We start from the raw sequence: 24,076 nt of genomic DNA, 5'->3' as shown, positions 1-24,076 counted from the left end.
TTAGACAAGCGATAAATTCAATTTTATACGTACTCATTATCATTTTTTTAAGTATATATTATTATATAATCTTTGATGCAGCTAATTTTACAAATCCAATCATATTTATTATTTTAATTTCCTCCATTTTGATTGCGATACTTAGGGCAATATACTATTTTAAATTAAATAAAAAAGACTATCTTTTTCTTGAAGGCGAAAGTTTATCTATATACAGAGGATTTCTTTTTCGAAGAAAACAAATTCTATTTGGCCAAGTAGAGGTAGTTGTTCAAGTTAGTGATGTCATTCTATTTATTATGAACAATGGAAAGGAAGAACAAATTTATACTGATTTAATATCAGAGGAGGATCAAGTAGAGTTGATAAAAAACCTAAAGTCTATATTTGATTCTAAGGCAGTTGGGTTTTAACGTCATCTTTAAGGATTTTGGGTTTGAAAAAAACCCCATTGTATTACCGTTATCTAACAGATTTAGATAGACATGTGTTAAGCCATTCTATATATGAGCGTTAAAATTTTTAACGTTTCTATAAAGAGGGGGTTAATACATGAGGAAACCTGTCAAAACTATTTTAGGTGCAGCATTATTAGTTGTCGGACTTGCAGGATGTCAAGGTAACGATAATAACTTTGATACCAAAAATAATGGGGATGTCAAAATATTGAATCAAAGAAACGATAATGGGCATGGTTTCAATCAAAACGACAGATTTGACAATAACAATGGCCGTAGTAACATCATGAATGACCGTAACCAAGATTGTAATGATGACCTCTATTATGGTCAAAGTGGTACTGGTACTACTAGTATTGGGACAGGAACTACTGGTACCGGTGGTGCTGGTGCGATGGGAACTGGAACAGCAGGCAGTGGTGCTGGAACAGGCGCTGGTGTTAATGGAGGTCCTGGTGCAGGTACTACTGGATATGATGGTTGTCGAGACGGAACTGGACTAGGGTCAAATAATCGCTAAACAAGAACATTTCTATTGGAGTTGCAACAATATTCATGAACGTGGATATTCCAATGGCCTGCCTTTAAGCATGCTTAAGGGGTCAGGCCATTGGTTTTCAGTAATTGTTAAGATCCTACCAACCCTGTTAAAGGGCTACTCGCTACTGCGTAATCTTTTTCCTCAATGCGTCCGGCCTCATAGCCTAGTCTTCCTGCTTCTAACGCAAGTTTGACAGCGAGTGCCATTTTTACTGGATCCTTTGCACCTGAAACAGCCGTATTTAACAGAACACCATCTGCTCCAAGTTCCATTGCATGAGCAACATCCTTTGGTGAACCAATTCCCGCATCAATAATGACCGGAACTTGAGATTGCTCAATAATAAATTTTAGATTTAACGGGTTAATAATTCCTTTACCTGAACCAATTGGACTTGCCCCCGGCATAATCGCATGTACACCGAGATCCTCTAATCGCTTAGCTAGCACTACATCATCTGACGTATACGGCAACACAATGAAACCTTCATTGAGAAGCATTTCCGATGCCTTCAACGTTTCGATTGGGTCTGGTAAAAGGGACCTGTCATCTCCTATAACCTCAACCTTAATCATGTCACACAATCCAGATGCTTTAGCTAGTTTCGCTATTCGAACCGCTTCCTCAGCAGTTTTAGCTCCTGCTGTATTTGGAAGAAGTGTATATTTCGTTAAGTCCAATTGCTCTAAAAAATTGGGCTGACTTTCTTCAAAAATGTTCATTCTTCTCACAGCAAACGTTAAAATTTCAGCATCTGAAACCTCAACAGCTTGCTTTTGAATTTCAAAAGATGGATATTTTCCTGTTCCTAATAAAAGTCTAGAATGGAATGTACGATTTGCTATTGTTAACATGATTATCCTCCTCCTACAAATTGGACGATTTCAATAATATCGCCATTTTTAAGTCTCATCGCTTTATAGTCATCTTTTTGAATAATATCCTCATTAATCTCTACAATCGCGATCCGATTTTCCAAGTTATAATGAGTCAAAAGCTTATCCACTGAATTTACTTCTTCAGGAAGTTCAACCTGCTCTCCGTTAAGTCTAATCTTCATGTTCTCACCTCCCTAAATCAACGTTTTTTGTCTTCGATCAATACGAAAAGCATCGATCCATTCCTGTTTTACCTCTTTATTTAAAATTAGGTCACGTATCATTTTCCCAGTTGCGGGGGCAAGGAGAATCCCATTTCGAAAATGGCCACAGGCAATCAAAATTTGTTCCTCCTCAGGGTGTCTGCCGATAAATGGATGCCCATCAAATGTGGTAGGTCTCAAACCAGATGTAAACCCTTCAATCTTCCAGTTAGCAGAGGAGGGGAGCATCATTTTCGCTTTATTAATTAAACTCTGAACACTATCAAGGCTAATCGATTCACTCCAGTCATCTGGAATCATCGTTGCTCCGATCACGAGTTTTCCGTTATTTCTTGGAACGATATAGGATTTGTCATGGAACACCGTGTGCTGCAATAGAGGTTTCTCGTGCTTAACAATGATACTTTCTCCTTTTACAGGTGACAGTTGTTCAGAGATTCCTAGATTCTGAAAAAGGTGATTACTATAGACACCAGTTGCTATAACGATGTGCTTTGCTTTGACATTGCCTTTAGCTGTTTTTACAATGTAGTTGTTATCATGTTTTTCGATTTCATAGACGTGACAGCTATCAAAAATAGAAGCACCAAGAACTAGGGCGCTTTTTGCAAAAGCCTCACACGTACTAGTCGGAATAACGTTCACATCATCTTTGATATAGGCAGCTCCTAAAACGTCATCGCTAATCCCTGGTTCCATACATTGGACTTCTTGCCCGCTCAGCTCTTTTACAGTTGGCTGCTTTAAAAGTGAATGGAGGTCTAGCATTTCATTTTCAGTGAATGCTAGCTTTAAAATGCCGCCATTTCGATATCCAATATCAATACCACTTAAATCAAAGAGTTCATCTTTTAATCGTATGTACTCAAGTTGACTCGATCTTGCAAAAGGGAAGAAGAGGGAAAAATCACCATCGCTTTCGGAATGAGCACCAAGCATGCCTGCAGCAGCTTTGGTTGTTTTCGCACCAATTTGCCCTCCATCAAATAGCGCAACATCCATTTGCGCATTGGCTAAATAATAAGCAATGGAGCAACCAATAATTCCACCACCAATAACAACTACTTCATACCTATTTTTCATGATGAATCGCCTCACTGAATGTTTTTATGATGGAATAAGGTTCATCTGTCGCAAAAATACTGGACATGATTGCCACACCATCGGCCCCAACTTCTTTGATAGATGGTAATGTTTCTAACGTAATGCCACCAATTGCATAAACAGGGATGCTCAGTTCTTTTTTCATTTGAAATAAAGGCTCAATCCCGTTTGGGGCTAGACCTTGTTTGCTCTTCGTTTCGAAACAATGGCCATATAGGATGTAATCTGCACCATTTGCCTCCGCTTCTTTTGCTTTTTCAAAGGAATGAACACTACAACCCACTCTCATTTGCGGTACACATTTTTTCACCATCTTTACAGGTAGGCTGTGTTCAGGTAAGTGAACAGTAGGTATATCCATACATAGTGCAACATCAAGTCGGTCATTGATGATGATCTTCTCTTTCTTCACACCGTTGTTTAGTAAATATTCGATTAAGGACACAATTTCGAGAACAGATTTTGATTTCTCTCGAATCTGCACGTAATCAATTACATCTTTAATCGCAATAATTTTTTCAGCAATAGCTTTTACGGATTGTCGATCATCCGTCACAGCAATTAATTTCATTGAACTACTCCTTTTCGTCTAACAACTTGCAGCGTAAAAAAGGAATATAACGGCTAAAGCACAACAAAAAACCACTCTCCAAAGTAGGAAAGTGGTTGATATGTATACACATAAAAAACGATTGCCTTAACCACATCCCTACGCAGGTACAAGCCTGTTCAGGTAATGAGGGTTTCAAAGTACACTACTTTTTTCTCAGCTCTTATCAAGAGTTCCCCTAGTGAAAATACAAAACTATTAACTTATAACCTAAAATTACCACAATTCCGTCCAATTGAAAAGGCATAAGTTTCCAATGGGTCAGAGGGACAGGTCCCTTGTCCCAGTTTCTTTGTTACCTCTGATGGCAATGTCTCAAATTAAATGGGAACTTACTAAACATTCGCAAATACCCGAATTCAGATATCCTCCTTGCTTGTCATCTGTTTTTCACCTAAAATAAAAGAATCTCTGGACGGCCTGAGTCTCTCTATATACAGATTCAGGCCTTCAGTTTGCATGTAAGAAAGGAACATCATGATATGAATTCATCTGAGTATTTTTATAGATTTCTAGAGCCGATATCCAAAGAATTAGCATTCCTAGCTGGGGAATTGGAACACTCCATTTTTACAAGTCCACGTACAATGTTAACTCATTCAAGGGTACTCGTTGAAAATATTCTGCAGCAAGTAATGGAATATGAAAAAATGAAAGAAGATCCTCGCATAACCCTAAAAGAAAGACTCACTCTTTTAGATAATGAAGGAATTCTAACATCAGAGATAAGGGATGCCCTTCATTTAGTTCGTCAACTAGGTAATCAAGCCTCACATGACAAGAGAAGGTTTCGTTATTCGGAAGCACTGTTATCATGGGAAGCAATTTACCAAATTGTGAGATGGTTTGTTGAAGTGTATAGCTCCTTAACAATCGAAGTACCAGCTTATCAGGATCCGACAACTCCAAAGGAAGAGCGTTACGATATTACCGAACTAGAGCTTCGGTTGAAATCACTAGAAGATGTATTAGTTGCTTCTATGAAAAAGGGAACACCCGATACGAAGGTTCAAAATGAGGTTGCAGTTACAACAGAAGTTACTCCATCAAAAATGGCAGAGCCGGGATATACAACGATTCGTACGATTGAGTATAAAGGGGATACGTTGGAAGTTCCATATTTTCTACGTGATGCTTTTTTGCTGCCACAACGATTTGATAAATCAGAGACTTTTTTAATTAGACTAGGTGCTGAGCAGCAAGCGCGTATTATGAGCGAATTACCAAGCAATCTCGAAGACTTGCATAAGTATGTTAAACGTTTTAATGAAAACAATGATAAACAATTCTTCGAGGAGTTAAAAATCTTTATTGAAGAAGAAAAGATTCGTAGAAAAGTAACTCTTGAACGACCAGGAGAACTGCTTTTATTTTACAAATCAGATTACATGATCCTAACAGATTCTCTTAAACAGATTCCTCTTATTAAAGACGAGTTTATAGGCGTACCCAGCCTTATTAAACAATTAAACGAAGATGGAATCCATACAGTTGGACAACTTCCGAAGGAGCTTGTGATTCTCGGAAAATATAAAAATGTTGGGGTTGTGAATGTAGCGAGATTGTTTAAGCAGTTGAAGGGGAAGTAAACCGAGAACATTCCGATGTTAGTGTCACACATAAAAAATTATGAGCCACCCGGACTGGGTGGCTTTTTTAGTAGTGGCAGTAAATCCGGAATAGTGGCAGTATTTCCAGTTAGCAACAGTAAACTCGGCGGATTCTCAGTAATAGAGTGATATATCCATTTTACTTTCTTCAATCTTTTCATCTCTTAAGACATAAAAACTATCATTTTGTTGCAATTTGCAACAAAATGTTTTCAATTTCGGAAATAGTCTCAAAAATTTACTAAAACCATAATAAAAATACGACAATATGAGTAAAAAAAAGAAGGAAATTATTATTTTTTGACGAATTTATAGGAGCAATCCATTAGAGTGGCGAATTATCCCTCATAAATATTCCATCAGCAGTGGAATAAATTATTCGATGAAATCAAAAAAAGGTGAGTGCATAAACATAAAATAATTTCATAAACATTCTTTATTTATTAATTTTTGTCGGATAGTTTCCTAAGATGATTCTTCTAACCAGAAACAGGGGGAATAATGTGTTTAATTATATAGAAACCTTATTATTAAATTTGCTTTTTTTGGTCGTTTTTATTTTGTTTATTCCTCATATCATTGAAACAAATGTTAAGAATTTGTCATGCCAACTAAAAAAGGGAATACAATTAATTTCGGTCATCATAGCCATGATTAGTTGTATGCTATTTCCGTTTCATATTGGTGATGAGATTATCTTGGATTTACGGACGGTTGCCATTATGGTTGGTGGTTTATACCTTGGGAGAAAAGCTAGTGTCACTTTAGTCGTTATTTTTCTAATCATTCGTCTTTATTTAGGAGAATTCGGAATTGGTTTTTATGCATCAGCCATTGCAAGTTTAATCATTTTATCTGTTATATTTCTAATTCGAAATATTTTTGATAGAGCTTCAAAGCATAGAAGAATCCTTATTGCATGTAGTTTTTCGTTCTTTATTTGTACATTTGTTTTAGTCATACGATTTTTGCTTGGACATTTACATGTGTCTGATTATAAGGTAATTATCACATTTTTCTTAGTTCATCTAATAAGTACATTCTTTATTGTGTATTTCTCTGAAATGCTACAAGAGAGCTCCTACACGAATATGCAAGTTATCAAAGCTGAGAAATTAGAGGTAGTTAGTCACCTTGCGTCAAGTATTTCTCATGAAGTCAGAAATCCGCTTACCGTAGTGAAAGGCATTTTACAGATGTTATATAAAAATGAATGGGACGAAGAGAAGAGAAATCAGTTCATCGAAATCTCTCTCCAAGAAATTGACCGAGCAAATGATATTATTGGAAACTATTTAACTTTTGCAAAATCCGTACATGAAGAACATATAATCGTAAATCTTGAGCAAGAACTCCAACGTTCGATAAATGTGATTACACCAATGGCAAATATGAACTGTGTTGATATCCATACCATGATTGAACCAATTCGTATGAAAGGAGATCCTCAACTTTTACAACAATGCTTCTTAAATATTACAAAAAATTGTATTGAAGCGATGCCAAACGGTGGAAATCTTTTTATACGTACAGAAGAAATGGTTGATGGTGTGGTTATTGAGATCAAAGATACTGGAGAAGGAATGTCAGACGAACAGCTTAATCGTTTAGGAGAGCCGTTTTTTACGACGAAAGGAAGAGAGGGTACTGGCCTGGGTATGATGGCGGTCATAAAAATCATAAAACTCATGAAAGGAAAATTAGATGTTACCAGCAAAAAAAACGAGGGGACACTATTCCGGATCTACTTTCCTCACCCCTAGTTCGGAGCAGGTTGCCTGACCCATATCTAGCTTGAATACAGAGAGTTAGCAGTTCTGCAATTTCCATAAATGGATGCAGAGCTGTTTTTTTGACGGCATCATTTCTTCTTTACTTCCAAGGAATATCTGGAAATTATCCTTGTAGTTTTTTTCTTCTATGCTATACTTTGATGTGTTTGATTTAACATCAAGAAGGAGGAAAAAATGAAACAATATCCATTGTTCCGCTATCTTTACATTTTTTATTCATTTGTATTTTTACTCCATACAATTAATATTTTTATAGATAGTGAGACAATCAATTACATACTCGGAGTACTTGCTATTATCATGCTCATTGTGTCATTTCCTTTAGCATCAGGGCTTTTCAAAATTCTTGGGGGAGCTTTTCTATTTATCGGAGGATATTTATTCTTTACAACAGGTCAGTCCTTTCATATTATTCCTAGTTTATTAACTTCGAATTTATCTCTATTGACATTACTAGCCATGCTGCCTTGGATGAATAGCATCGTAAGAAGTGGAAGATTTGATCGGAATATGAATCTACTAATGAGAGTGAACGTCTCAGATTTAGGGAAACTATACCCAAGAAGCTCACTCATTACGCATATTCTTGCGGCCTTTTTAAATCTATCTGCTGCAACCATCTCTCAAGATGTTCTTAAGAGTACATTATCATCTTTTAGTAAAGAAATTCGTAATTCGTTTATCACAACAGCTTCACTAAGAGGTTATTCATTAGCCCTGTTGTGGAGTCCGTTGGAGATTATGGTCGCAGTTGCTATATTTACAACAGGTGTTGAATACGTAACCCTCTTGCCTTGGCTCATTCTAATGGCAGTTATTGCGTTTATATTAGATTCTTTGTTTGGACGAATTTTTTATAAAAAATATAAGTTTGACGAAGTGACTACTAATCGTCAGCCAACAATCAATATGAAACAATTAGTGAGAAAGATGATACAGTTCGTCATCGCACTAGTCTTGTTCCTGGTTCTCGTTATTGTAATAGGAAATCTATTTGATTTAAGCTTTACGTTAACAGTAACAATTGTTATTTTCCCATTTGCTTTCATTTGGTCTTTACTATTGAAAAGACGAAGAAGTTTCTGGACAATTGGTTGGAATAATTGGAAAACAAAAACAAATACCATGCAGAATTTCATTGTATTATTTATCTCCTTGTCATTATTTTCGACTAGTATAGGAGATACATCATTTTTGGAAGTGATCCAAAAACCACTTGCCTTTGTATCGAATTATCCAATGTTAATCTTGTTCCTTATCCAGGTCATCTTTGTATTCTTAAGTATGTTTGGTATTCATCCGATTGCAACAGTGGGTATTTTGACAGGAATCGTCACTCCTATGTTTGAAGTGATCAATCCAGTAAGTATTGCGCTTGTTCTAATTACAGGTTCTGTGGCTACCTTTACAGTAGGAACGTACGGCTTACTTGTGACATTAACGGCCATGGGAACGGGTCAAAGCCCATTCCGCATTACCGTGCAGAATATGCCATTCGCAATCGGTATGTGGATTATCGGAACACTTGTTGCGTATTTGTTATTGTAATATTAAAATGAAACCGCTTGTTGGGACAGATTTATTCTGTCCCATTTTTTGGTTAGTGAGAAAAGGAATGACATGATCCACCATTCTCTTAACCTAACATCATATGCTGTCAATCCTCAAAATAGACCACAAATTCCGTAAAACTTTTCGAATAAATTTCCTCAACTTTACGAATAAATCTCGAACCTCTCCAGTAGTGTAGTAATACAACTATTCAATTGAATTATTTAATACTCGACAAAACCCGAAAGAGATTTGAACTGAATAGGTAACTATTTAGGAGGAATGTGATGATTGTTGAAGATATGAAACATTATCCATCGATTCTTAGGGTGCTCAGTGAAGAAAGGGTTAAAAATAAAGATAAGAATGAAAGCGTTATTAAAAAATACGAAAATGAACTATGCTTAGAGGGTACGGCAGTTACGTATACTGCTGCTTTAGATGAATAAGAATGATTCTCTGGAAAAAGGAAAATATCACACCAGTAAGTTAATTTTGTTATCACTTGCCATGTTTGGCACAATGACAACATGGTTCTCAATGACTGCAGTTTTGCCAACTTTAATCGATTTATGGGAGTTGAGTAGCAGTCAAGTCAGCTTTATTACGATTATGGTCAATTTAGGATTTATTATCGGTTCAGTGCTGTCAGCATTTTTAAATCTACCTGATCGCATTGAACCACATATTTTATTCTTTTGGTCAGCTATACTAGCGGGAGTTACGACAATTTTAACCGCTTTACTAGCTAAAAGTTTAATTGTTGCATTATTGTTTCGCTTTTTTACAGGCGTTGCCTTATCAGGTGTATACGGTCCAGGGATGAAACTTGTTTCCACTTGGTTTAAAGAGAGGCGTGGGATGGCTTTGGGGCTAGTCGTGGGTGCACTTACGATTGGTTCAGCTGGACCCCATTTTTTTAAAGGAATCGGGTTCTCGTCATGGGAACTGGTCTTATTGATAACGGGATTATGTTCCATATTATCTGGTTTCTTAATGCTTCTCGTAAAAGTAGGACCCTATGCATTACCCACTGGAAACTTTGATCCAAATGCGATTCCTCGTGCTTTTAAAAATCAAAAGGTACGCCTTGCGAACTTTGGTTACTTTGGTCATATGTGGGAGCTTTACGCGATGTGGTCCTGGTTTGGGATATTTTTAGCAGAGAGCTTTAAAACAAGTGGGATTGTAAATTTTTCTACATCCGCTTCAATTGTAACATTCGTAGTAATTGGTTCCGGATTCTTTGGAGCTTGGTTTGGCGGTTTATTTGCCGATCGAATTGGCCGAGAAAAAGTAACATTATGGTCATTAGGGGTTTCTGGGACACTCACACTTTTTATAGGATTTTTCTTCGGTAGCTCACCCTGGATTATCTCCATTTTAGGAATCATCTGGGGAGTAAGTATTATTGCAGATTCTGCTCAGTTCTCAGTACTTATCACCGAGCACGTCGATCAGCGCTATGTCGGTTCATCATTAACAATCCAATTAGCACTAGGTTATGTACTTACGATTATTGTCATTTTCCTCGTACCCTTAATCGAATCAGTTATTGGTTGGGAATATACATTTTTGATCCTATTACCCGGACCTGTTTTAGGATTCCTTTCGATGTATCGATTACATCGAATAAAAACTAGATTTACATGAAAATAGTTGGTATGAAACTGTAGGTTTTCTATTAAACTAGATATATAGTAGAAGTCCTTCGGAATGTATTAAATGAGGGGGGATAAATCCAGGAGGTCATGATGGATAAGAGAGAATTTAACGATACAATCTATTATTATTTTTCTAGAGTCGGAAAGGCGTTAACGAGTCCGAAACGAATGGAGCTTCTGGATTTGTTGACGCAAGGTCCCAAAACAGTAGAAGCACTATCGAACGAAACCGAAATGAGCATCGCGAATACATCTCAGCACCTACAGGTTCTCCTAGATACTAAACTCGTAAAATGCCGTAGACGGGGAAACTTCATGGTCTACTCATTGGGAAATACAAAAGTTTGTGACTTAATCCAATCTTTACAAAAAGTAACGGAAGACAGATTTGATGAAGTGCGCCAGATGCGTACTGAGTTTATCGAAAGACCAGAAGAAATCGAAAGTCTAGAGTTGGAAGAGTTTTTAAAAATGGAAGATTTTGATAGCTATTTGGTCGTCGATGTTCGGCCAGAATCTGAGTATAATGCTTCGCATATAAAGGGTGCAATATCAATACCATATGATTCCTTTATGGACAGAGTCAGCGAACTTCCGACAGATCGTCGAATTATTGTCTACTGTCGTGGTTACTACTGTGTACACGCAACAGAGGCTGTTCAGTACCTTTCGACACAGGGATACCAAGCGATCCGACTAAATGCCGGAATCCAACACTGGAAGCGTGCCGTTGGGACAGAGGGACAGGTACATCGTCCCACCCAGCACGTTTCTGACTTTTGTTAAATGTTGATTGATTAATATAGTTTGTACGGAGGTTGCTAATGCAACCTCTTTTTATTGGCTCTATTCTAAAAGATTGTTGCCTTCTTATAATAAAAACAAAACTAGTTGTTTGGAGCGTAAGGTGGCGACCTGTCCAGTTGCAGCGGCTAGAAACTCGAGATCAGAGGCAAAATACGCCTCTTTGTCGGAGTCTCCGACGCACAGGACGTGGCGCTTTAGTCGGCCAATTTTCTCGTTTCTGTGCTAGGCGCCTCCACATTTCGTTGAAGAGGCTCAAGCCACGCCCGCGGAAAGCGTCCACCTGAAGCGGAAGTCAACGATATAAAAAAAAAGTTTGCGAAAATAGCCTTTTTAATTAAAAGGCAAACTGTCGGTTTTCTCAAAAACAAAAGCTATTGGATAATTAACAATTTTTCTTCTATAATGAAAACAAGTTCTAGAATGGGACAAGGGACCTGGCCCCGTGACCCAAGGGTAGTATAGAGGAGGAAATTATGAGTTTTCCAAAGGTTTACGTAGAAAATATTAAAAAGAATCTATTACATATTGGATCTATTAATTCCGGTAATATTGGTTATAATCGTTTAGCTTTTTCAAATGAAGAAAAAAAGGCAAACGAATGGTTAGAAGAGCAGTTAAAGGACCTAAATTTATCTGTATATAAAGATTCCATTGGTAATGTACATGGCAGATTAGGTAGCCTTGATAAACCTGCAATTGCTTTTGGTTCACATTTAGACACTGTAAAAAATGGTGGCCTTTATGATGGAGCATTGGGTGTAATAATTGGCCTTGAGTGTCTGAGAGTGCTAAAAGAACATGGCTATCAAGGAGTTCCACTTGAACTTATTAGTTTTGTCGGTGAAGAAGCGAATCCATTAGGCGGTACATTTGGAAGCAGAGCGACAGCAGGGTTAATTAAAGATGGTGATGTATCAGATGTGGAATTGGAGAAATTTGACCTTAACATGTCCAAAATTAAAGAGGCTAGAAAAAGTGACAATGCCTATCTATCCTTTTTAGAATTACATATTGAACAAGGAAGTGTGTTAGAGACTACGAACAACCAGATTGGGATTGTGACTGCCTTAGCTGGCATTTCAAGAATGCATGTTCATGTTATTGGAAAAGCAAGCCATTCTGGCACTACCCCTATGAACGCTAGGAATGACGCTTTAGTATCTGCTGCCTCTATTATCCAGTACGTTAGTGAACGAGCTACTAAGCAAAACAATGATATTGTTGCGACTGTCGGAAAGTTAGAGGTTTTTCCGAATTCGGAGAATGTAGTACCTGGTGATGTTCAATTAACGATTGAGGTCAGAGGTAGCGATTGGCATGAGATGAAGGAATTTGAACAACGATTAACAGACTGGATGAATGCAAACCATCGAGTTGAAATAGCAGTGGGTGTACAAAAGCATCCCAACACTTTATCTGTGAATGTCCAAAAAGCAATAGAGAAGACTTGTCAAAACTCAAAAGTAAATTATCACTATATGGTGAGTGGTGCAAATCACGATGCGAACTCATTAACCGAAATAACAGAAGCAGGGATGATCTTCATTCCTAGTAAGGATGGCCTTAGTCATCACCCTGATGAGTATAGTTCATGGGAAGATATTGAGGTTGGTGCCAATGTCATGCTTCAGACTATTTTGGAACTTTCGAAAAAGGTGAATTAACTTGAACTTTCAGCAAATCGAGACATCCTATCTGGACTTACATAAAGCTAAGAAACTATTAGAAATCAATAAGTTGCTTACGCAGTCGTTACATTTACAAGATGTGTTGCAAAACTTAATTACTGCAGCAAGTGAATTGGTAAACATTACTGATACGTTTATTATTTATTTATATGACGAAAATACTGGAAAGCTTAAGTTTGAAGAGGGTAAAGGTGTTGATGTAGAAAGTTTAAGGAAGCTTTCCCTTGATCCCGGCGAATCCATAACAGGCCAGGTATTCACCAAAAAGAAGGCCATCCTCTTTAATTCTGAGCAAGAAATTGATGAATCTATGAGTACAATGTCTCCAGAAAACTATCATTATTATTTGAAGGGTGTACATGGTCGGAAAATTAAAAGTGCTTTTTGTGTTCCGATCGTTTACAAAAATCATTGTTTCGGTATCCTAATCGTCGACAATTTTAACCATGATGGTCTTTTTTCAATGGCTGATATGGAAGTTATAAAAAATATTGCCGACCAAAGCGCGATCGCAATTGAACATTCCCGGGTTTATAATCATTTGTTGAAGAAGAATCAATTATTAACCGATTCAATTTCAATTCATAAAAAATTCTATCAAGTGATTATTGAAGGCTATGGAATCAAGTCAATCATTCCGTTGTTAGAGGAATTGATTCAATCTCGGGTCATCTACCATGAGACCAACCTTTTTCAGAGGAATGACCGCTACTTTCCCATTGTACGTGGCCAAGAAATTCTAGGGGTACTTGAACTGGAGAAACCTTTTGCTGCATTTGTTGAAAACGAACAAATCATTATTGAGCATGCAAGCTTAGCGATGGCGCTTGAAATAACGAAGGATAGTGCACTCCTTGAACAGGAGCTGCATTTTCGGAATGAAGTGTTTAATCAGTTGTTAAATGAGGTCCAACATTATGATGTCGGACGGATTATGCATTATTTAAAATGGGATCAAACAAATGACATTCAATGTATAATTGTTGAAAGTGCAGTAGATTCACTCTGGAAAAATAACAAAGTAAAAGAAAAGCAATGGCTCGTCCTATCTATTGAGAAGATGCTGAATAACATATGTAACAAAAGTTTTGTCGTCACTCATACGTTTCAGCTCATAATCCTTCTTCCAGGAGTGACAGACACGGTAATTAAAAAAATCATTCAAGAAGTCGAGTCAATTTTAAACAAAGAAAAAATCATAGTTGGAATTGGACGAAAAACTTCCTTGCAGCAATTAGCCACATCCTATCAGGAAGCACTACGTTCCATCAGCTATGCAAAGACCTATAAGACCTCAAACATCGTTGAATATTCGAAACTCGGTATGGAACGACTATTCCATGAAATGGAGCAGCATACAATTGACATGTACATTCAGGATAAAATCGGAAAGCTCTTAAATTCAGATGCCAGTTTACTAGAAACATTGCTTTGTTTTATTTCCAAAAATAAAAATCACAAGGAAACGGCTACTGAGCTCCATATCCATGGAAATACATTATACTATCGCCTTAAAAAGATAGAAGAAATTCTTCAATCTAGCTTAAACAATGAAAAAGATTGGGTCGACCTCATGATTGCGACTCAATTATATGTAGCGAAACAGAAAAATAGATAGCAATGGAACCTGTCCACTTGTCCTTTTTACGTCTCTAATTGTGGCAACTCACAAAAATGAATTCTAAATTTTGTGGGTTGCCACATTTGTCTTTATAATTTAGAATATTATAATTAGTAACAACAAAGAGGAGAGGTGATTCCGATGGTTCAAACGTATTTTAACTACATAGATGGTGAATGGGTGTCTGCCCAATCAGGTGATGTATATGCTAGTATCAACCCAGCAAACACAGAAGAAGTATTAGGTTATTTTCAGAAATCTGATGAACGCGATGTTGAGGTAGCGATTCAAGTAGCGGAAAAGGCATTTAAGGCTTGGTCACACGTTGCAGTACCTGAACGTGGGGATGTATTGTTTAAATTAATCTATTTGCTTGAAGAGCAAAAAGAAGAACTAGCAACTATTATTACAAAAGAAGTCGGTAAAACCTATAAAAACTCGCTAGCGGAAGTAACTATTACGATTGATGCGATGAAGCAATTCAGTGGTGAAGCAACCCGTTTAAAAGGGGAAACAGTGCCTTCAAAGAATGCTGAAATTTTTGGATACACCGTGAGAGAACCTCTTGGCGTTGTTGGAGTAATTGCGCCTTATAATTTCCCTCTTGGGATTGGAATTTGGAAGATCGCCCCTGCGATTGTTGCTGGAAACACGGTTATTTTTAAGCCAGCTAGCAACACATCACTTATTAGCGTAAAAATTATCGAACTCTTTGAAAAGGCCGGTGTACCTAAAGGAGTTATTAACATGGTAACAGGTCCAGGTGGTGTTATCGGACGTGCGATCGGTAATCATCAGAAAATCAAAGCTGTATCTTTTACCGGTTCAACCGACGTAGGATTAGCATTAGGAAGAGCAGTCACAACTCGTGGCGGAAAAATGCAGGCGGAAATGGGCGGAAAAAATGCCTCCATTATCCTTGAAGATGCCAATTTAGATGAAACGATTCAAAATGTAGTCATCAGTGGATTTTTTGATAATGGACAACGCTGTACTGGGACAAGCCGATTAATTGTTCCAAGAAGTATTTCAAAAGACGTTATTAGTAGATTAGTAGAAGCAGCCAATGCCTTACATATTACCGATGGCTTTGACGAAAAGGTAGACAATGGTCCAGTGATTGATGAAAGTCAATTAAATCTTTACTTAAAACATGTCGATTTAGCAATTGAAGAAGGTGCAACACTTGAATGTGGTGGTAAGAGATTAATAGACCAAGGACGAGACAATGGCTATTTTGTCGCACCAACAGTCTTTAGTGGCGTTACACCAGAAATGACTATTTTTAGTGAAGAAATCTTTGCACCTGTTATCGCAGTAATCGAAGTAGATTCTTATGAGGAAGCATTAGAAGTTGCAAACGACAGTGATTTTGGCTTATCATCAACGATTTATACAAAGGACCTAGAAAAAGCCATGCATTTTGTGAAACATATTCAAACGGGAGTTACACATGTCAACATTCCATCGAATTATTTTGAAAACCAGTACCCATTTGGTGGTAAAAAAGCATCCAGCTTAGGTCCGAGAGAACAAGGTTCAACTGCCCTCGAATTCTGGACAGAGTACAAAACAGTATATATCAAAGCGTAAATTACTAGTTTACAAGACTGGAGGATTATGATGACAGCGGTTGGTATAATTGGATGCGGGTTAATGGGAAGTGGCATTGCGAAGAACTTACTCAAAAAACAATTCAAAGTCCACGTATTTGATATTAATGAAGCTGCGGTGAAGAGTTTAGTTGACCATGGGGCGATTGCTTCTGCAACTCCTACTGATATGGCAAGTGAGATTGACTTTTTAATCATGTCACTTACTTCACCTGATATTATTAAAGATACACTGTTACACGAACAAAACGGTGTTCTATTTAAAATGAAAAAAGGTTCTTACATTTTGGATATGAGTACAAATGATGTACAGCTTACGAGGAAAATTCATAACACAGCTGAGGAAAACGGGGTCCAGTTTTATGATTGTCCACTAAGCGGTGGCCCTGAAGGAGCTGCAAACGGGACGTTGACCATTATGGTTGGTGGAAGTAAGGACCATTTTCCTACCATTCTCCCAATTTTAAAAGCTGTCGGCAAACATATTGAATATGTAGGGAAGAGTGGAGCAGGGCAAACCGTAAAGCTTTGTCACAATATGGTCGTAGCAGGTGTGATTACCTTATTAAGTGAAGCCTTTATAACTGGAGAAAGAGCTGGGGTTACAAAGGAGAAACTTGCGGGTATTCTACAAAAAGGATCTGGTCAAACCCGAGCAATGGATGTATTCGGGGTGAATATATTAGATGAATCATTTGACAATGTAAAGTTCTCTCTTGCCAATATGACAAAGGATATCCACTTGTACCGTCAATTGGCTGAAAACTCACAAATTTCAACTTTTGTCAGTGACATCACACATCAACTCTTTCACTTAGGTAAGAACAAAGGGAAGGGTCAACAAGATTCATCAGCGGTATATACCGTCTTAAAAGAAATGATGGAACAATAAAAACCACTAGGAGGGCATTTATAATGGAAAAGTTATTTGAGAAATTAGACGAAATTTATGATGAAATTGTCTCTATACGCCGTTATCTACACGAATACCCAGAGTTATCTTTTGAGGAAGTTAAAACAGCAGAATACATTGCAACTTATCATGAAAAATTAGGTCACGATATTCGCACAGGTGTTGGAGGCAATGGAGTAGTAGCTTATCTAAAAGGAGATCGTCCTGGACCAACTATTGCCTTACGTGCAGACTTCGATGCCCTCCCGATCTTAGAGCAAACGGATGTACCGTTCAAGTCAAAAAATGATGGTGTGATGCATGCATGTGGACATGATGGTCATACTGCAACTTTACTTGGTTTAGCGAAAGTGTTAAATAGTATGAAAGCAGAACTTGAGGGTACGGTAGTATTCATCCATCAGCATGCAGAGGAATTACCACCGGGTGGTGCCATTTCTATGATCGAAGATGGTTGCCTAGATGGTGTCGATGTAATCTTCGGCAAACATTTACAAGCTCAAATGCCAGTTGGAGAAATCGGTTATCGAGTTGGTGCAATCCAAGCAGCTCCTGACCGTTTCGATATTAAAATTCAAGGGCGAGGCGGACATGGTGCCTACCCACATCAAACAATCGATAGTATTGTCGTTGGAGGTCAACTCATAAATAATTTACAACAAATTGTTAGCCGTAAAGTAGATCCATTGGATTCTGCCGTTCTATCTGTAACCTCATTCGAGGCAAAAAATCCTTACAATGTCATCGCTGACTATGCTGAAATGATTGGTACCGTGCGTACTTTCAAAGAAGAGACGCGTGATTTTATCGAAAAAGAAATGGAACGAGTGGTTCGTGGAACATGTGATGTGAATGGTGCAGATTTCGAATTCACCTATACACGCGGCTATCCAACCCTCATCAACCATAAGGAAGAAACCGAATTTGTTGCAAAATTGGCGGAAGACGTTCCAGGAGTAAACAAGGTTGCTGAAACAGAACCTGTTATGGGCGGTGAAGATTACGCTTATTATTTACAACATGTAAAAGGTACCTTCTTCTTTACAGGTGCAGAGAATCCAGAGTGGAAAGACTCTTACCCTCACCATCATCCAAAATTTGATATCGATGAGCGTGCACTTTTAATCGCAGCAAAGGTATTAGGGAAAGCAACATTAGAATATATGAAAGTACATGCAAAAGCGGCTGTAAAATAAATACCATATAAACAGCATCACTATTAAAAAAGGGGGAAGAGCAATGAGTGAAAATGCAACGAATCTTTGGAAGGATTGGAAATTACATCTTTTAGTATTTGCCATTGTTTTGGTGACTGAATTGATAGGCACACATCGTATTCCAATTGGAGCAGGGGTCATTTTATTACTACCGATGTTGTATGCAGTTATCGTTGGAATTGCAGTCTATTTTACGCCACTTGTCACAGAAAAAATGTCTAAAAATGCGGAAAATCTCGTATTTATTTCCGTAACATTATTGATTGCAAAATTTGGTGTACAAGCAGGTCCAGCTTTACCTCAATTAATTGAAGCAGGTCCAGCCTTAATGCTTCAAGAACTAGGAAACCTAGGTACTATTTTTATTGCATTACCAGTAGCTGTATTCTTAGGATTAAAAAGAGAAGCAATTGGTATGACCCACTCCATCGGAAGAGAACCAAACTTAGCCCTTATTACGGATAAATATGGTCTTTCTTCTCCTGAGGGTCGTGGTGTAATGGCGATCTATATTTTCGGTACAGTGTTTGGATCGATTTTCTTAGGTCTTATTTCAGGATTTTTGGCAACAGCAACACCACTCCATCCATACTCTTTTGCAATGGCAACAGGGGTAGGAAGTGGTAGTATGGCTGCAGCATCACTTGGGCCACTCGTCGCAGCATATCCAGATATGGCAGATACAATTACTGCATTCTCAGGGGCAAGTAACCTATTAACTTCTGTAACAGGATTGTACGCTAGTATTTTCATTGGCTTACCATTAACAGTGAAGTTATATAATGTTCTTACTAGAGTAAGAGATAAAAAAGCTGCGAATTCGAATTCAAAGGGGGCGTAACAACCAATGTTAAAAAGTATTCAAGAATGGGTCTTATTATTTATTATTTGTTCTATATCAGTTCTTGCAGGAAACTGGATTGGTTATGATGTTATGCCACTTGCAGCCATTCCAGGAATACTTGTTCTTGCTGGAGTGAGTTTGGCCGGATTAATTATTCATAAAGCAATTCCATATAAAAAGGTTCCAAGTATTGCCTACATTGGGATTCTAGCATTCATTATTACAATCCCAGGCATGCCATTCCAAGAAAAACTCGTAGAATGGACAGCACAAGTGAATCTATTAGCGATTGCAACACCAATCTTAGCCTATGCTGGTATTTCCATCGGACGCTCATGGGCAGATTTCAAAAAATTAGGTTGGAGAACAATCGTTATCGGTATGTTCGTTCTACTCGGAACCTATCTCGGATCCGCTATCGTAGCCGAAATCATCCTACGAATCCAGGGAATCATCTAATGGGACACAGGGACAGGTCCCCTGTCCCAGAACCATTTTGAAAGAAGGTCTGTATTTATACAGGCCTTTTTTCCTGTTTTTTAAACAATGAAAATTGTCATGGCTAAAACTACTCCTGTAAAATTCAAATCCAAAGACCCGTATTCTAATGAATTCCTCTACTATTCTGACATTATTGTAAACAAATCTCCTACTTTTTTACTGTAAAAACTTTACAGTCTATTAATCACCCCTTTATATTCAGTAGTTATTCTGGAAGGAGATTCTTGGTATAATGAAAATATACTTCAAGAATATTCTATATATTATAAAATTATATTTTAGTAGAGGGGAGAACTATGTATGAATGTAAAGTGGTGGAGAAATGTTTTGTTTGCCTCAGCCATAACAGTACCATTAGCACCTACTGTTCATGCAGACAATGAACCATCAGATGTTGCTCAAGCTCGATCAACTTCGTCCGACAGAACAGAACCTGTCATTTTTGTTGGACCAGCTGGCAAGACGCTTGTTTCGAAGGAAAGTACAACCACGATTGGTCCTGGTATTATGCTTGCTAGTTTTGAAAGATTTGATGCACGAGGCTGGCTAAATGGAGAAGTAATGACCATTAACCTAGGAAATGATAGCATTTCAACCGATATACTTTATCCTGGCAGTGTTTCATCTGCGAAACCATTGTCAGAAATGGCGAAGGAAGCAGGTGCAATCGCTGGGGTCAATGGAGATTTCTTCGATATTAATAATACGAAAGCTCCTCTAGGCACTGTAGTTAGTAAAGGGGAAATGGTAAAAGGGCCTCAAGGTAGTCATACACTCACTGCCAGTGTTGATAAAAATGGTTTGGGTCATATCTCTACTATTCTATTAGATGGAAAAGTTAAGCTACCTAGCGGAGAAATCACACTTGACGCACTCAATCAATACGCAATTTCAAAAGATGGTATAGGATTATACACTTCTGTCTGGGGAAGCGCTGAAAGGTCTCAGGATGGAAGCACCGTGTATGAAGTAATGGTCGTAGATGGAAAAGTTACAACTGTAGTAGAAGGTGCAGGGAATGGTGCCATCCCTGAAAATGCTTTTGTACTTGTTGGACGTGAAAAAGGTGCAGAGACCTTAAGAGCTTTATCTGTTGGAGATGAAGTAAGTGTAGAATATGCTCCAAAGACTGACATCGATGTTTCATTTGCTGTTGGAGGTAATATTAAACTTGTTGAAAGTGGAGTTGTTATTTCGAATTTAGATGATACGACTTCTGCACCACGAACTGCTGTTGGTTTTTCTGAGGATCGCAAAACGATGATTTTAGCAGCAGTTGATGGACGTCAAACAGACAGTCGAGGTATGACATTTAAAGAATTAGCCGAACTGATGAAGGAATACGGTGCACATTATGCCTTAAACCTTGATGGTGGAGGTTCCACAACCATGGTTGCACAAAATCCTGGTACGAAAGATGTGAAGGTTGTGAATCAGCCATCCGATGGCACTGAAAGATCAGTACCGAATGGGATTGGAATTTTTGCAAAGGCTGGAAGTGGTGAATTAAAGAGCTTTGCAGTTAATACTGCATTTAAATCTGATATGAGTAACCGCGTATTCCCTGGATTAACAAGAACGTTTATTGGTTTAGGGCACGATGAAAATTACTCTCCAGTTCCTGTTGGTGAAGTGAAATGGAAGGCTCTTCCCGCAGACGTTGGTAAATTTGCGGAAAATGGCGTTTTTCATGCTAAAAAGTCAGGTAAAGCCATTGCTCAGGCACAAGTAAAATCTTCAAAGGGTTCGATGGAGATCACCGTCCTTGGTAAATTGGAGCGAATTGAAGCATCACAAGCACGCCTAAGTTTGGAATTAGGACAACAAGCAAGTTTTTCTGTTAATGGTTATGACAAAGTCGGATACAACGCACCAATTGAAGCTAGAGATGTAAATTTAGACTATGATGAGTCAGTAATTTCGATCATGGAAAATGTGGATGGTAGCTTTACTGTTATACCTAAAGCTGATGGTGCGTCGGCGCTCATCACAGTAAAAGTAAAAGACGAGGTTACGTATCTGCCAGTTACAATTGGCCTAGCTACAAAGAAAGTCGATGATTTTGAAGAGATAAGTGGGTGGTCCTTTACAAAATATCCAAATGAAGTTGGAGCATCTATGAAGCATGTTGCTGGTAGGGATGGAAAAGGGATCGAGTTAGCATACGATTTTTCAACAACAACGGCAACTCGTGCTGCTTATTTACAAGCATCTCCTACGATTGAATTACCAGGTGATGTTCAGAAAATTGGACTTTGGGTAAAAGGGGATGGGCAAGGAGCATGGCTTCGTACTGTCATTGAAGATGCAGCAGGGACAAGATACACATTATCACTTGCTGATGCAGTAGATTGGTCAGGCTGGAAGTACGTTGAGACGACGGTCCCTGAAGGCGTACGATACCCTGTAAAGCTTTGGAGAATCTATCCAGTTGAAACGAACAAAAATGAGCAATACACAGGTCAATTGGTATTTGATGATGTAACTGTTAAAGTCCCCACTTCTATAGAGGTTCCAGAAGTAGCGAAAGATCCAGACCCGCTCATTATTCAAAATGGAGAAATTGAAAAAGGACGTTGGACATTTGCGGTACTAGCTGACAGCCAGTTTGTTGCAAAGGATCCGAATAGTTCTCAAGTACAAATGGCAAGAGAATCTCTAAGACAAATTGTTGCAGCAAAACCAGACTTCCTTGTAATTAATGGTGATTTGGTTGATACAGCATGGAAAGAAGATTTTGCATTTGCTGAGCAAATTTTACAAGAAGAAGTTGGAGATAAACTCCCAATCTATTATCTACCAGGAAACCATGAAATTATGGGGCCAGGTACACTGGATAATTTCTTAGAAGTGTATGAAAATAACCGTTATACTTTTGATCACAAAGGGACAAGATTTATTTTGCTTGATTCATCGACAGGAAGTTTCCGTACGAGTGATTTCCAACAGCTACTCGATTTAAAAAAGACATTAACGGAAGCTGCAAAGGATTCAAAGGTTAAAAACGTAGTTGTCATGGCGCATCATCCAACGCGTGATCCACTACCTACGAAAAACAGCCAGCTTAGTGATCGAAAAGAGTCTAATCTTCTTGAACAATTCTTAACGGAGTTTCGTCAAACTTCAGGAGGTAAGGGGGCACTGTTTGTCGGTGGTCATGCTCATACTGTAAGTGTTGATCGTGTCGAAGGTGTTCCGTATATGGTTGTCGGTCCTTCAGGAAAAGCACCATATGGCTCCAGTGATGCAGGTGGTTTTTACGAGTGGACGATGTTCGGAGTCGACCCAACGCCTGTACCGGACAAGGCTATGGGGCCAGGACAATCTAATGGACAAAGTTCTGTTTCTGGTACTGACTGGATTCAAGCTGAAGTGAATCCACTTTTATTAGATATTACTCTTCAAGCACCGTCTGCAATAAAAGTAGGAGAAACAGTACAAGTTGAGGCAACTGGGCATCAAAAAGATAACCTAAACTTCCCACTTCATTATCCAGCAACTGTTCAATGGGAAGCGAGTGAGAACGTCTTTATCGGTAGTGGGGAAGAACTAACCCGGGCTGAAACTTCAGGAAAATACGCTGCACTCTTCGACTACACAACAGGGGAACTAAAAACTCTAAAAGCAGGAGAAATAACACTAAAAGTCGAAGTAAATCAAATGACCAAAGAGCAAACCATCACAATCGAATAATGGGACAGCGGGACAGGTTGACTGTCCCGCTTTTTATGCTTGGGACAAGTGACCCACCCCCACGGTTCATCCGCTTATTTCACAGCTGCTACGCCCTTGTTTATGATGTTATTGACCAATTCGCCCAGTTCTTTTGGGGATTTGTCCATTCCGTTCTTTAACCATCTTTTGATCACGTAAATACTTCCACTTATAATGAAGGTACTGAAATATTCAGAAACGTTCCCGTCAAGATGGCTACTGGCCCAGTTCTTCATGAGGTATCGATGGACAATATCCATGACCTTTTGCTGAAACGTGGTATCCACATTTTCATTCAATAATGTTTGGCAAATATCTTTCTTAGTCACAATATACTCCAGCAATTTTTCTGTCATTTGTAGAGTTTCGTCTTCTTTATCAAAATCATATTGATTGAGATACGTAATCATATCCTCAATAATCTCTTCTTCTATTTTTTCAAGTAGGTCATATTGGTCAGAGTAATGAGCATAAAACGTAGAACGATTAATATCTGCTTCCTTACAAATTTCCTTTACTGTAATTGTCGAAATTGATTTCTCTTTTAATAGCTTCATAATGCTATCCTTTAATACCATTCGTGTGTATTGTTTACGTCTATCTAATTTAGTTGATGTCATTTTAATCCCTCTTTTATTAGTTATCCAACATATTAGGTTATTATGTTGTGAAACGTACTCAAATTAATAAACTGTTTGTTGAATAGGCAACACCGTGTCGATATA

General features: G+C 38.1%; 20 protein-coding genes and 1 riboswitch. Of the genes, 15 read left to right on the top strand and 5 right to left on the bottom strand.

The features are described 5' to 3' along the window. The first annotated feature begins 552 nt into the window (after positions 1 to 552). Positions 553 to 978, top strand: a complete 426-nt coding sequence (locus tag AC6CHV_RS01775) for a hypothetical protein (RefSeq protein ID WP_341331551.1) — start codon at positions 553 to 555, stop codon at positions 976 to 978. Between the two features lie 107 nt (positions 979 to 1,085). On the opposite strand, the gene AC6CHV_RS01770 is transcribed toward AC6CHV_RS01775, so the two are convergent. The 4 genes from AC6CHV_RS01770 to AC6CHV_RS01755 are packed head-to-tail and all read right to left on the bottom strand — an operon-like array spanning position 1,086 to position 3,776. Further along, positions 1,086 to 1,853 carry a thiazole synthase gene (locus AC6CHV_RS01770; RefSeq protein ID WP_440272589.1) on the bottom strand — a complete coding sequence of 256 codons (768 nt, stop codon included), beginning with the start codon at positions 1,851 to 1,853 and terminating at the stop codon, positions 1,086 to 1,088. Between the two features lie 2 nt (positions 1,854 to 1,855). Next, positions 1,856 to 2,059, bottom strand: a complete 204-nt coding sequence (thiS, locus tag AC6CHV_RS01765; RefSeq protein ID WP_121446079.1) for a sulfur carrier protein ThiS — start codon at positions 2,057 to 2,059, stop codon at positions 1,856 to 1,858. A 12-nt stretch (positions 2,060 to 2,071) separates the two neighbouring features. Then, entirely contained in the window at positions 2,072 to 3,184 is a 1,113-nt protein-coding gene (gene thiO, locus AC6CHV_RS01760; RefSeq protein ID WP_498077961.1) for a glycine oxidase ThiO, read from the bottom strand. Next, the gene (locus AC6CHV_RS01755; RefSeq protein ID WP_498077960.1) at positions 3,174 to 3,776 is read right to left on the bottom strand and encodes a thiamine phosphate synthase; all 603 of its coding nucleotides are present in this window, start codon (positions 3,774 to 3,776) and stop codon (positions 3,174 to 3,176) included. Before AC6CHV_RS01755 ends, thiO begins: the two co-directional genes overlap by 11 nt. Before the next feature lie 118 nt (positions 3,777 to 3,894). Continuing rightward, positions 3,895 to 4,005, bottom strand: a riboswitch (TPP riboswitch). 292 nt (positions 4,006 to 4,297) lie between these two features. On the opposite strand from AC6CHV_RS01755, the gene AC6CHV_RS01750 reads away from it, so the two are divergent. From AC6CHV_RS01750 to AC6CHV_RS01685, 14 genes are all read left to right on the top strand, one after another. Further along, positions 4,298 to 5,404, top strand: coding sequence for a DUF4145 domain-containing protein (locus AC6CHV_RS01750; RefSeq protein ID WP_498077959.1), 1,107 nt, complete (start codon positions 4,298 to 4,300; stop codon positions 5,402 to 5,404). A gap of 524 nt (positions 5,405 to 5,928) precedes the next feature. Next, positions 5,929 to 7,188 carry an ATP-binding protein gene (locus AC6CHV_RS01745; RefSeq protein WP_341331557.1) on the top strand — a complete coding sequence of 420 codons (1,260 nt, stop codon included), beginning with the start codon at positions 5,929 to 5,931 and terminating at the stop codon, positions 7,186 to 7,188. Between the two features lie 204 nt (positions 7,189 to 7,392). Next, positions 7,393 to 8,766 (top strand): hypothetical protein, encoded by a 1,374-nt coding sequence (locus AC6CHV_RS01740; RefSeq protein ID WP_440274361.1) that lies wholly within the window; start codon positions 7,393 to 7,395, stop codon positions 8,764 to 8,766. A 290-nt stretch (positions 8,767 to 9,056) separates the two neighbouring features. Further along, positions 9,057 to 9,218, top strand: a complete 162-nt coding sequence (locus AC6CHV_RS01735; RefSeq protein ID WP_165918134.1) for a hypothetical protein — start codon at positions 9,057 to 9,059, stop codon at positions 9,216 to 9,218. Continuing rightward, positions 9,211 to 10,422 carry an MFS transporter gene (locus AC6CHV_RS01730; RefSeq protein ID WP_440274362.1) on the top strand — a complete coding sequence of 404 codons (1,212 nt, stop codon included), beginning with the start codon at positions 9,211 to 9,213 and terminating at the stop codon, positions 10,420 to 10,422. The genes AC6CHV_RS01735 and AC6CHV_RS01730 overlap by 8 nt, the downstream gene beginning before the upstream one ends. A 101-nt stretch (positions 10,423 to 10,523) precedes the next feature. Then, positions 10,524 to 11,219: a metalloregulator ArsR/SmtB family transcription factor gene (locus AC6CHV_RS01725; protein WP_341331560.1), complete on the top strand. Its 696-nt coding sequence runs from the start codon at positions 10,524 to 10,526 to the stop codon at positions 11,217 to 11,219. A gap of 494 nt (positions 11,220 to 11,713) precedes the next feature. Beyond that, entirely contained in the window at positions 11,714 to 12,904 is a 1,191-nt protein-coding gene (locus tag AC6CHV_RS01720) for a hydantoinase/carbamoylase family amidase (RefSeq protein WP_498077958.1), read from the top strand. 1 nt (position 12,905) lies between these two features. Next, positions 12,906 to 14,546, top strand: coding sequence for a helix-turn-helix domain-containing protein (locus AC6CHV_RS01715; RefSeq protein WP_498077957.1), 1,641 nt, complete (start codon positions 12,906 to 12,908; stop codon positions 14,544 to 14,546). A 144-nt stretch (positions 14,547 to 14,690) separates the two neighbouring features. After that, on the top strand, positions 14,691 to 16,142 hold the full coding sequence (locus AC6CHV_RS01710) for an aldehyde dehydrogenase family protein (protein ID WP_440274365.1): 1,452 nt from the start codon (positions 14,691 to 14,693) through the stop codon (positions 16,140 to 16,142). Positions 16,143 to 16,172: 30 nt separating this feature from the next. After that, positions 16,173 to 17,054 (top strand): NAD(P)-dependent oxidoreductase, encoded by an 882-nt coding sequence (locus tag AC6CHV_RS01705; protein ID WP_440274366.1) that lies wholly within the window; start codon positions 16,173 to 16,175, stop codon positions 17,052 to 17,054. Between the two features lie 23 nt (positions 17,055 to 17,077). Next, positions 17,078 to 18,271, top strand: coding sequence for an amidohydrolase (locus tag AC6CHV_RS01700; RefSeq protein ID WP_498077956.1), 1,194 nt, complete (start codon positions 17,078 to 17,080; stop codon positions 18,269 to 18,271). A gap of 43 nt (positions 18,272 to 18,314) precedes the next feature. After that, entirely contained in the window at positions 18,315 to 19,133 is an 819-nt protein-coding gene (locus AC6CHV_RS01695; protein ID WP_341331566.1) for a DUF3100 domain-containing protein, read from the top strand. A gap of 6 nt (positions 19,134 to 19,139) precedes the next feature. After that, the gene (locus tag AC6CHV_RS01690) at positions 19,140 to 19,595 is read left to right on the top strand and encodes a hypothetical protein (RefSeq protein ID WP_341331567.1); all 456 of its coding nucleotides are present in this window, start codon (positions 19,140 to 19,142) and stop codon (positions 19,593 to 19,595) included. A 342-nt stretch (positions 19,596 to 19,937) separates the two neighbouring features. Further along, positions 19,938 to 23,330, top strand: coding sequence for a phosphodiester glycosidase family protein (locus AC6CHV_RS01685; RefSeq protein WP_498077955.1), 3,393 nt, complete (start codon positions 19,938 to 19,940; stop codon positions 23,328 to 23,330). A gap of 74 nt (positions 23,331 to 23,404) precedes the next feature. Here AC6CHV_RS01685 and AC6CHV_RS01680 read toward each other — a convergent pair whose 3' ends face one another. Continuing rightward, positions 23,405 to 23,971 (bottom strand): TetR/AcrR family transcriptional regulator, encoded by a 567-nt coding sequence (locus AC6CHV_RS01680; RefSeq protein ID WP_440274369.1) that lies wholly within the window; start codon positions 23,969 to 23,971, stop codon positions 23,405 to 23,407. Between the last annotated feature and the right edge of the window lie 105 nt (positions 23,972 to 24,076).

It is taken from the genome of Ferdinandcohnia sp. GQ5, assembly GCF_059759275.1.
This window is presented reverse-complemented; position numbering and strand designations above follow the sequence as displayed.

Bases quoted from the DNA above. Each gene is read 5' to 3' on its own strand.
- AC6CHV_RS01705 (WP_440274366.1), top strand. From the start codon at position 16,173: ATGACAGCGGTTGGTATAATTGGATGCGGGTTAATGGGAAGTGGCATT.
- AC6CHV_RS01725 (WP_341331560.1), top strand. From the start codon at position 10,524: ATGGATAAGAGAGAATTTAACGATACAATCTATTATTATTTTTCTAGA.
- AC6CHV_RS01690 (WP_341331567.1), top strand. From the start codon at position 19,140: ATGTTAAAAAGTATTCAAGAATGGGTCTTATTATTTATTATTTGTTCT.
- AC6CHV_RS01750 (WP_498077959.1), top strand. From the start codon at position 4,298: ATGAATTCATCTGAGTATTTTTATAGATTTCTAGAGCCGATATCCAAA.
- thiS (WP_121446079.1), bottom strand. From the start codon at position 2,059: ATGAAGATTAGACTTAACGGAGAGCAGGTTGAACTTCCTGAAGAAGTA.
- AC6CHV_RS01755 (WP_498077960.1), bottom strand. From the start codon at position 3,776: ATGAAATTAATTGCTGTGACGGATGATCGACAATCCGTAAAAGCTATT.
- AC6CHV_RS01720 (WP_498077958.1), top strand. From the start codon at position 11,714: ATGAGTTTTCCAAAGGTTTACGTAGAAAATATTAAAAAGAATCTATTA.
- AC6CHV_RS01710 (WP_440274365.1), top strand. From the start codon at position 14,691: ATGGTTCAAACGTATTTTAACTACATAGATGGTGAATGGGTGTCTGCC.
- AC6CHV_RS01680 (WP_440274369.1), bottom strand. From the start codon at position 23,971: ATGACATCAACTAAATTAGATAGACGTAAACAATACACACGAATGGTA.
- AC6CHV_RS01730 (WP_440274362.1), top strand. From the start codon at position 9,211: ATGAATAAGAATGATTCTCTGGAAAAAGGAAAATATCACACCAGTAAG.
- AC6CHV_RS01775 (WP_341331551.1), top strand. From the start codon at position 553: ATGAGGAAACCTGTCAAAACTATTTTAGGTGCAGCATTATTAGTTGTC.
- AC6CHV_RS01685 (WP_498077955.1), top strand. From the start codon at position 19,938: ATGAATGTAAAGTGGTGGAGAAATGTTTTGTTTGCCTCAGCCATAACA.
- AC6CHV_RS01700 (WP_498077956.1), top strand. From the start codon at position 17,078: ATGGAAAAGTTATTTGAGAAATTAGACGAAATTTATGATGAAATTGTC.
- AC6CHV_RS01695 (WP_341331566.1), top strand. From the start codon at position 18,315: ATGAGTGAAAATGCAACGAATCTTTGGAAGGATTGGAAATTACATCTT.
- AC6CHV_RS01735 (WP_165918134.1), top strand. From the start codon at position 9,057: ATGATTGTTGAAGATATGAAACATTATCCATCGATTCTTAGGGTGCTC.
- AC6CHV_RS01770 (WP_440272589.1), bottom strand. From the start codon at position 1,853: ATGTTAACAATAGCAAATCGTACATTCCATTCTAGACTTTTATTAGGA.
- AC6CHV_RS01740 (WP_440274361.1), top strand. From the start codon at position 7,393: ATGAAACAATATCCATTGTTCCGCTATCTTTACATTTTTTATTCATTT.
- thiO (WP_498077961.1), bottom strand. From the start codon at position 3,184: ATGAAAAATAGGTATGAAGTAGTTGTTATTGGTGGTGGAATTATTGGT.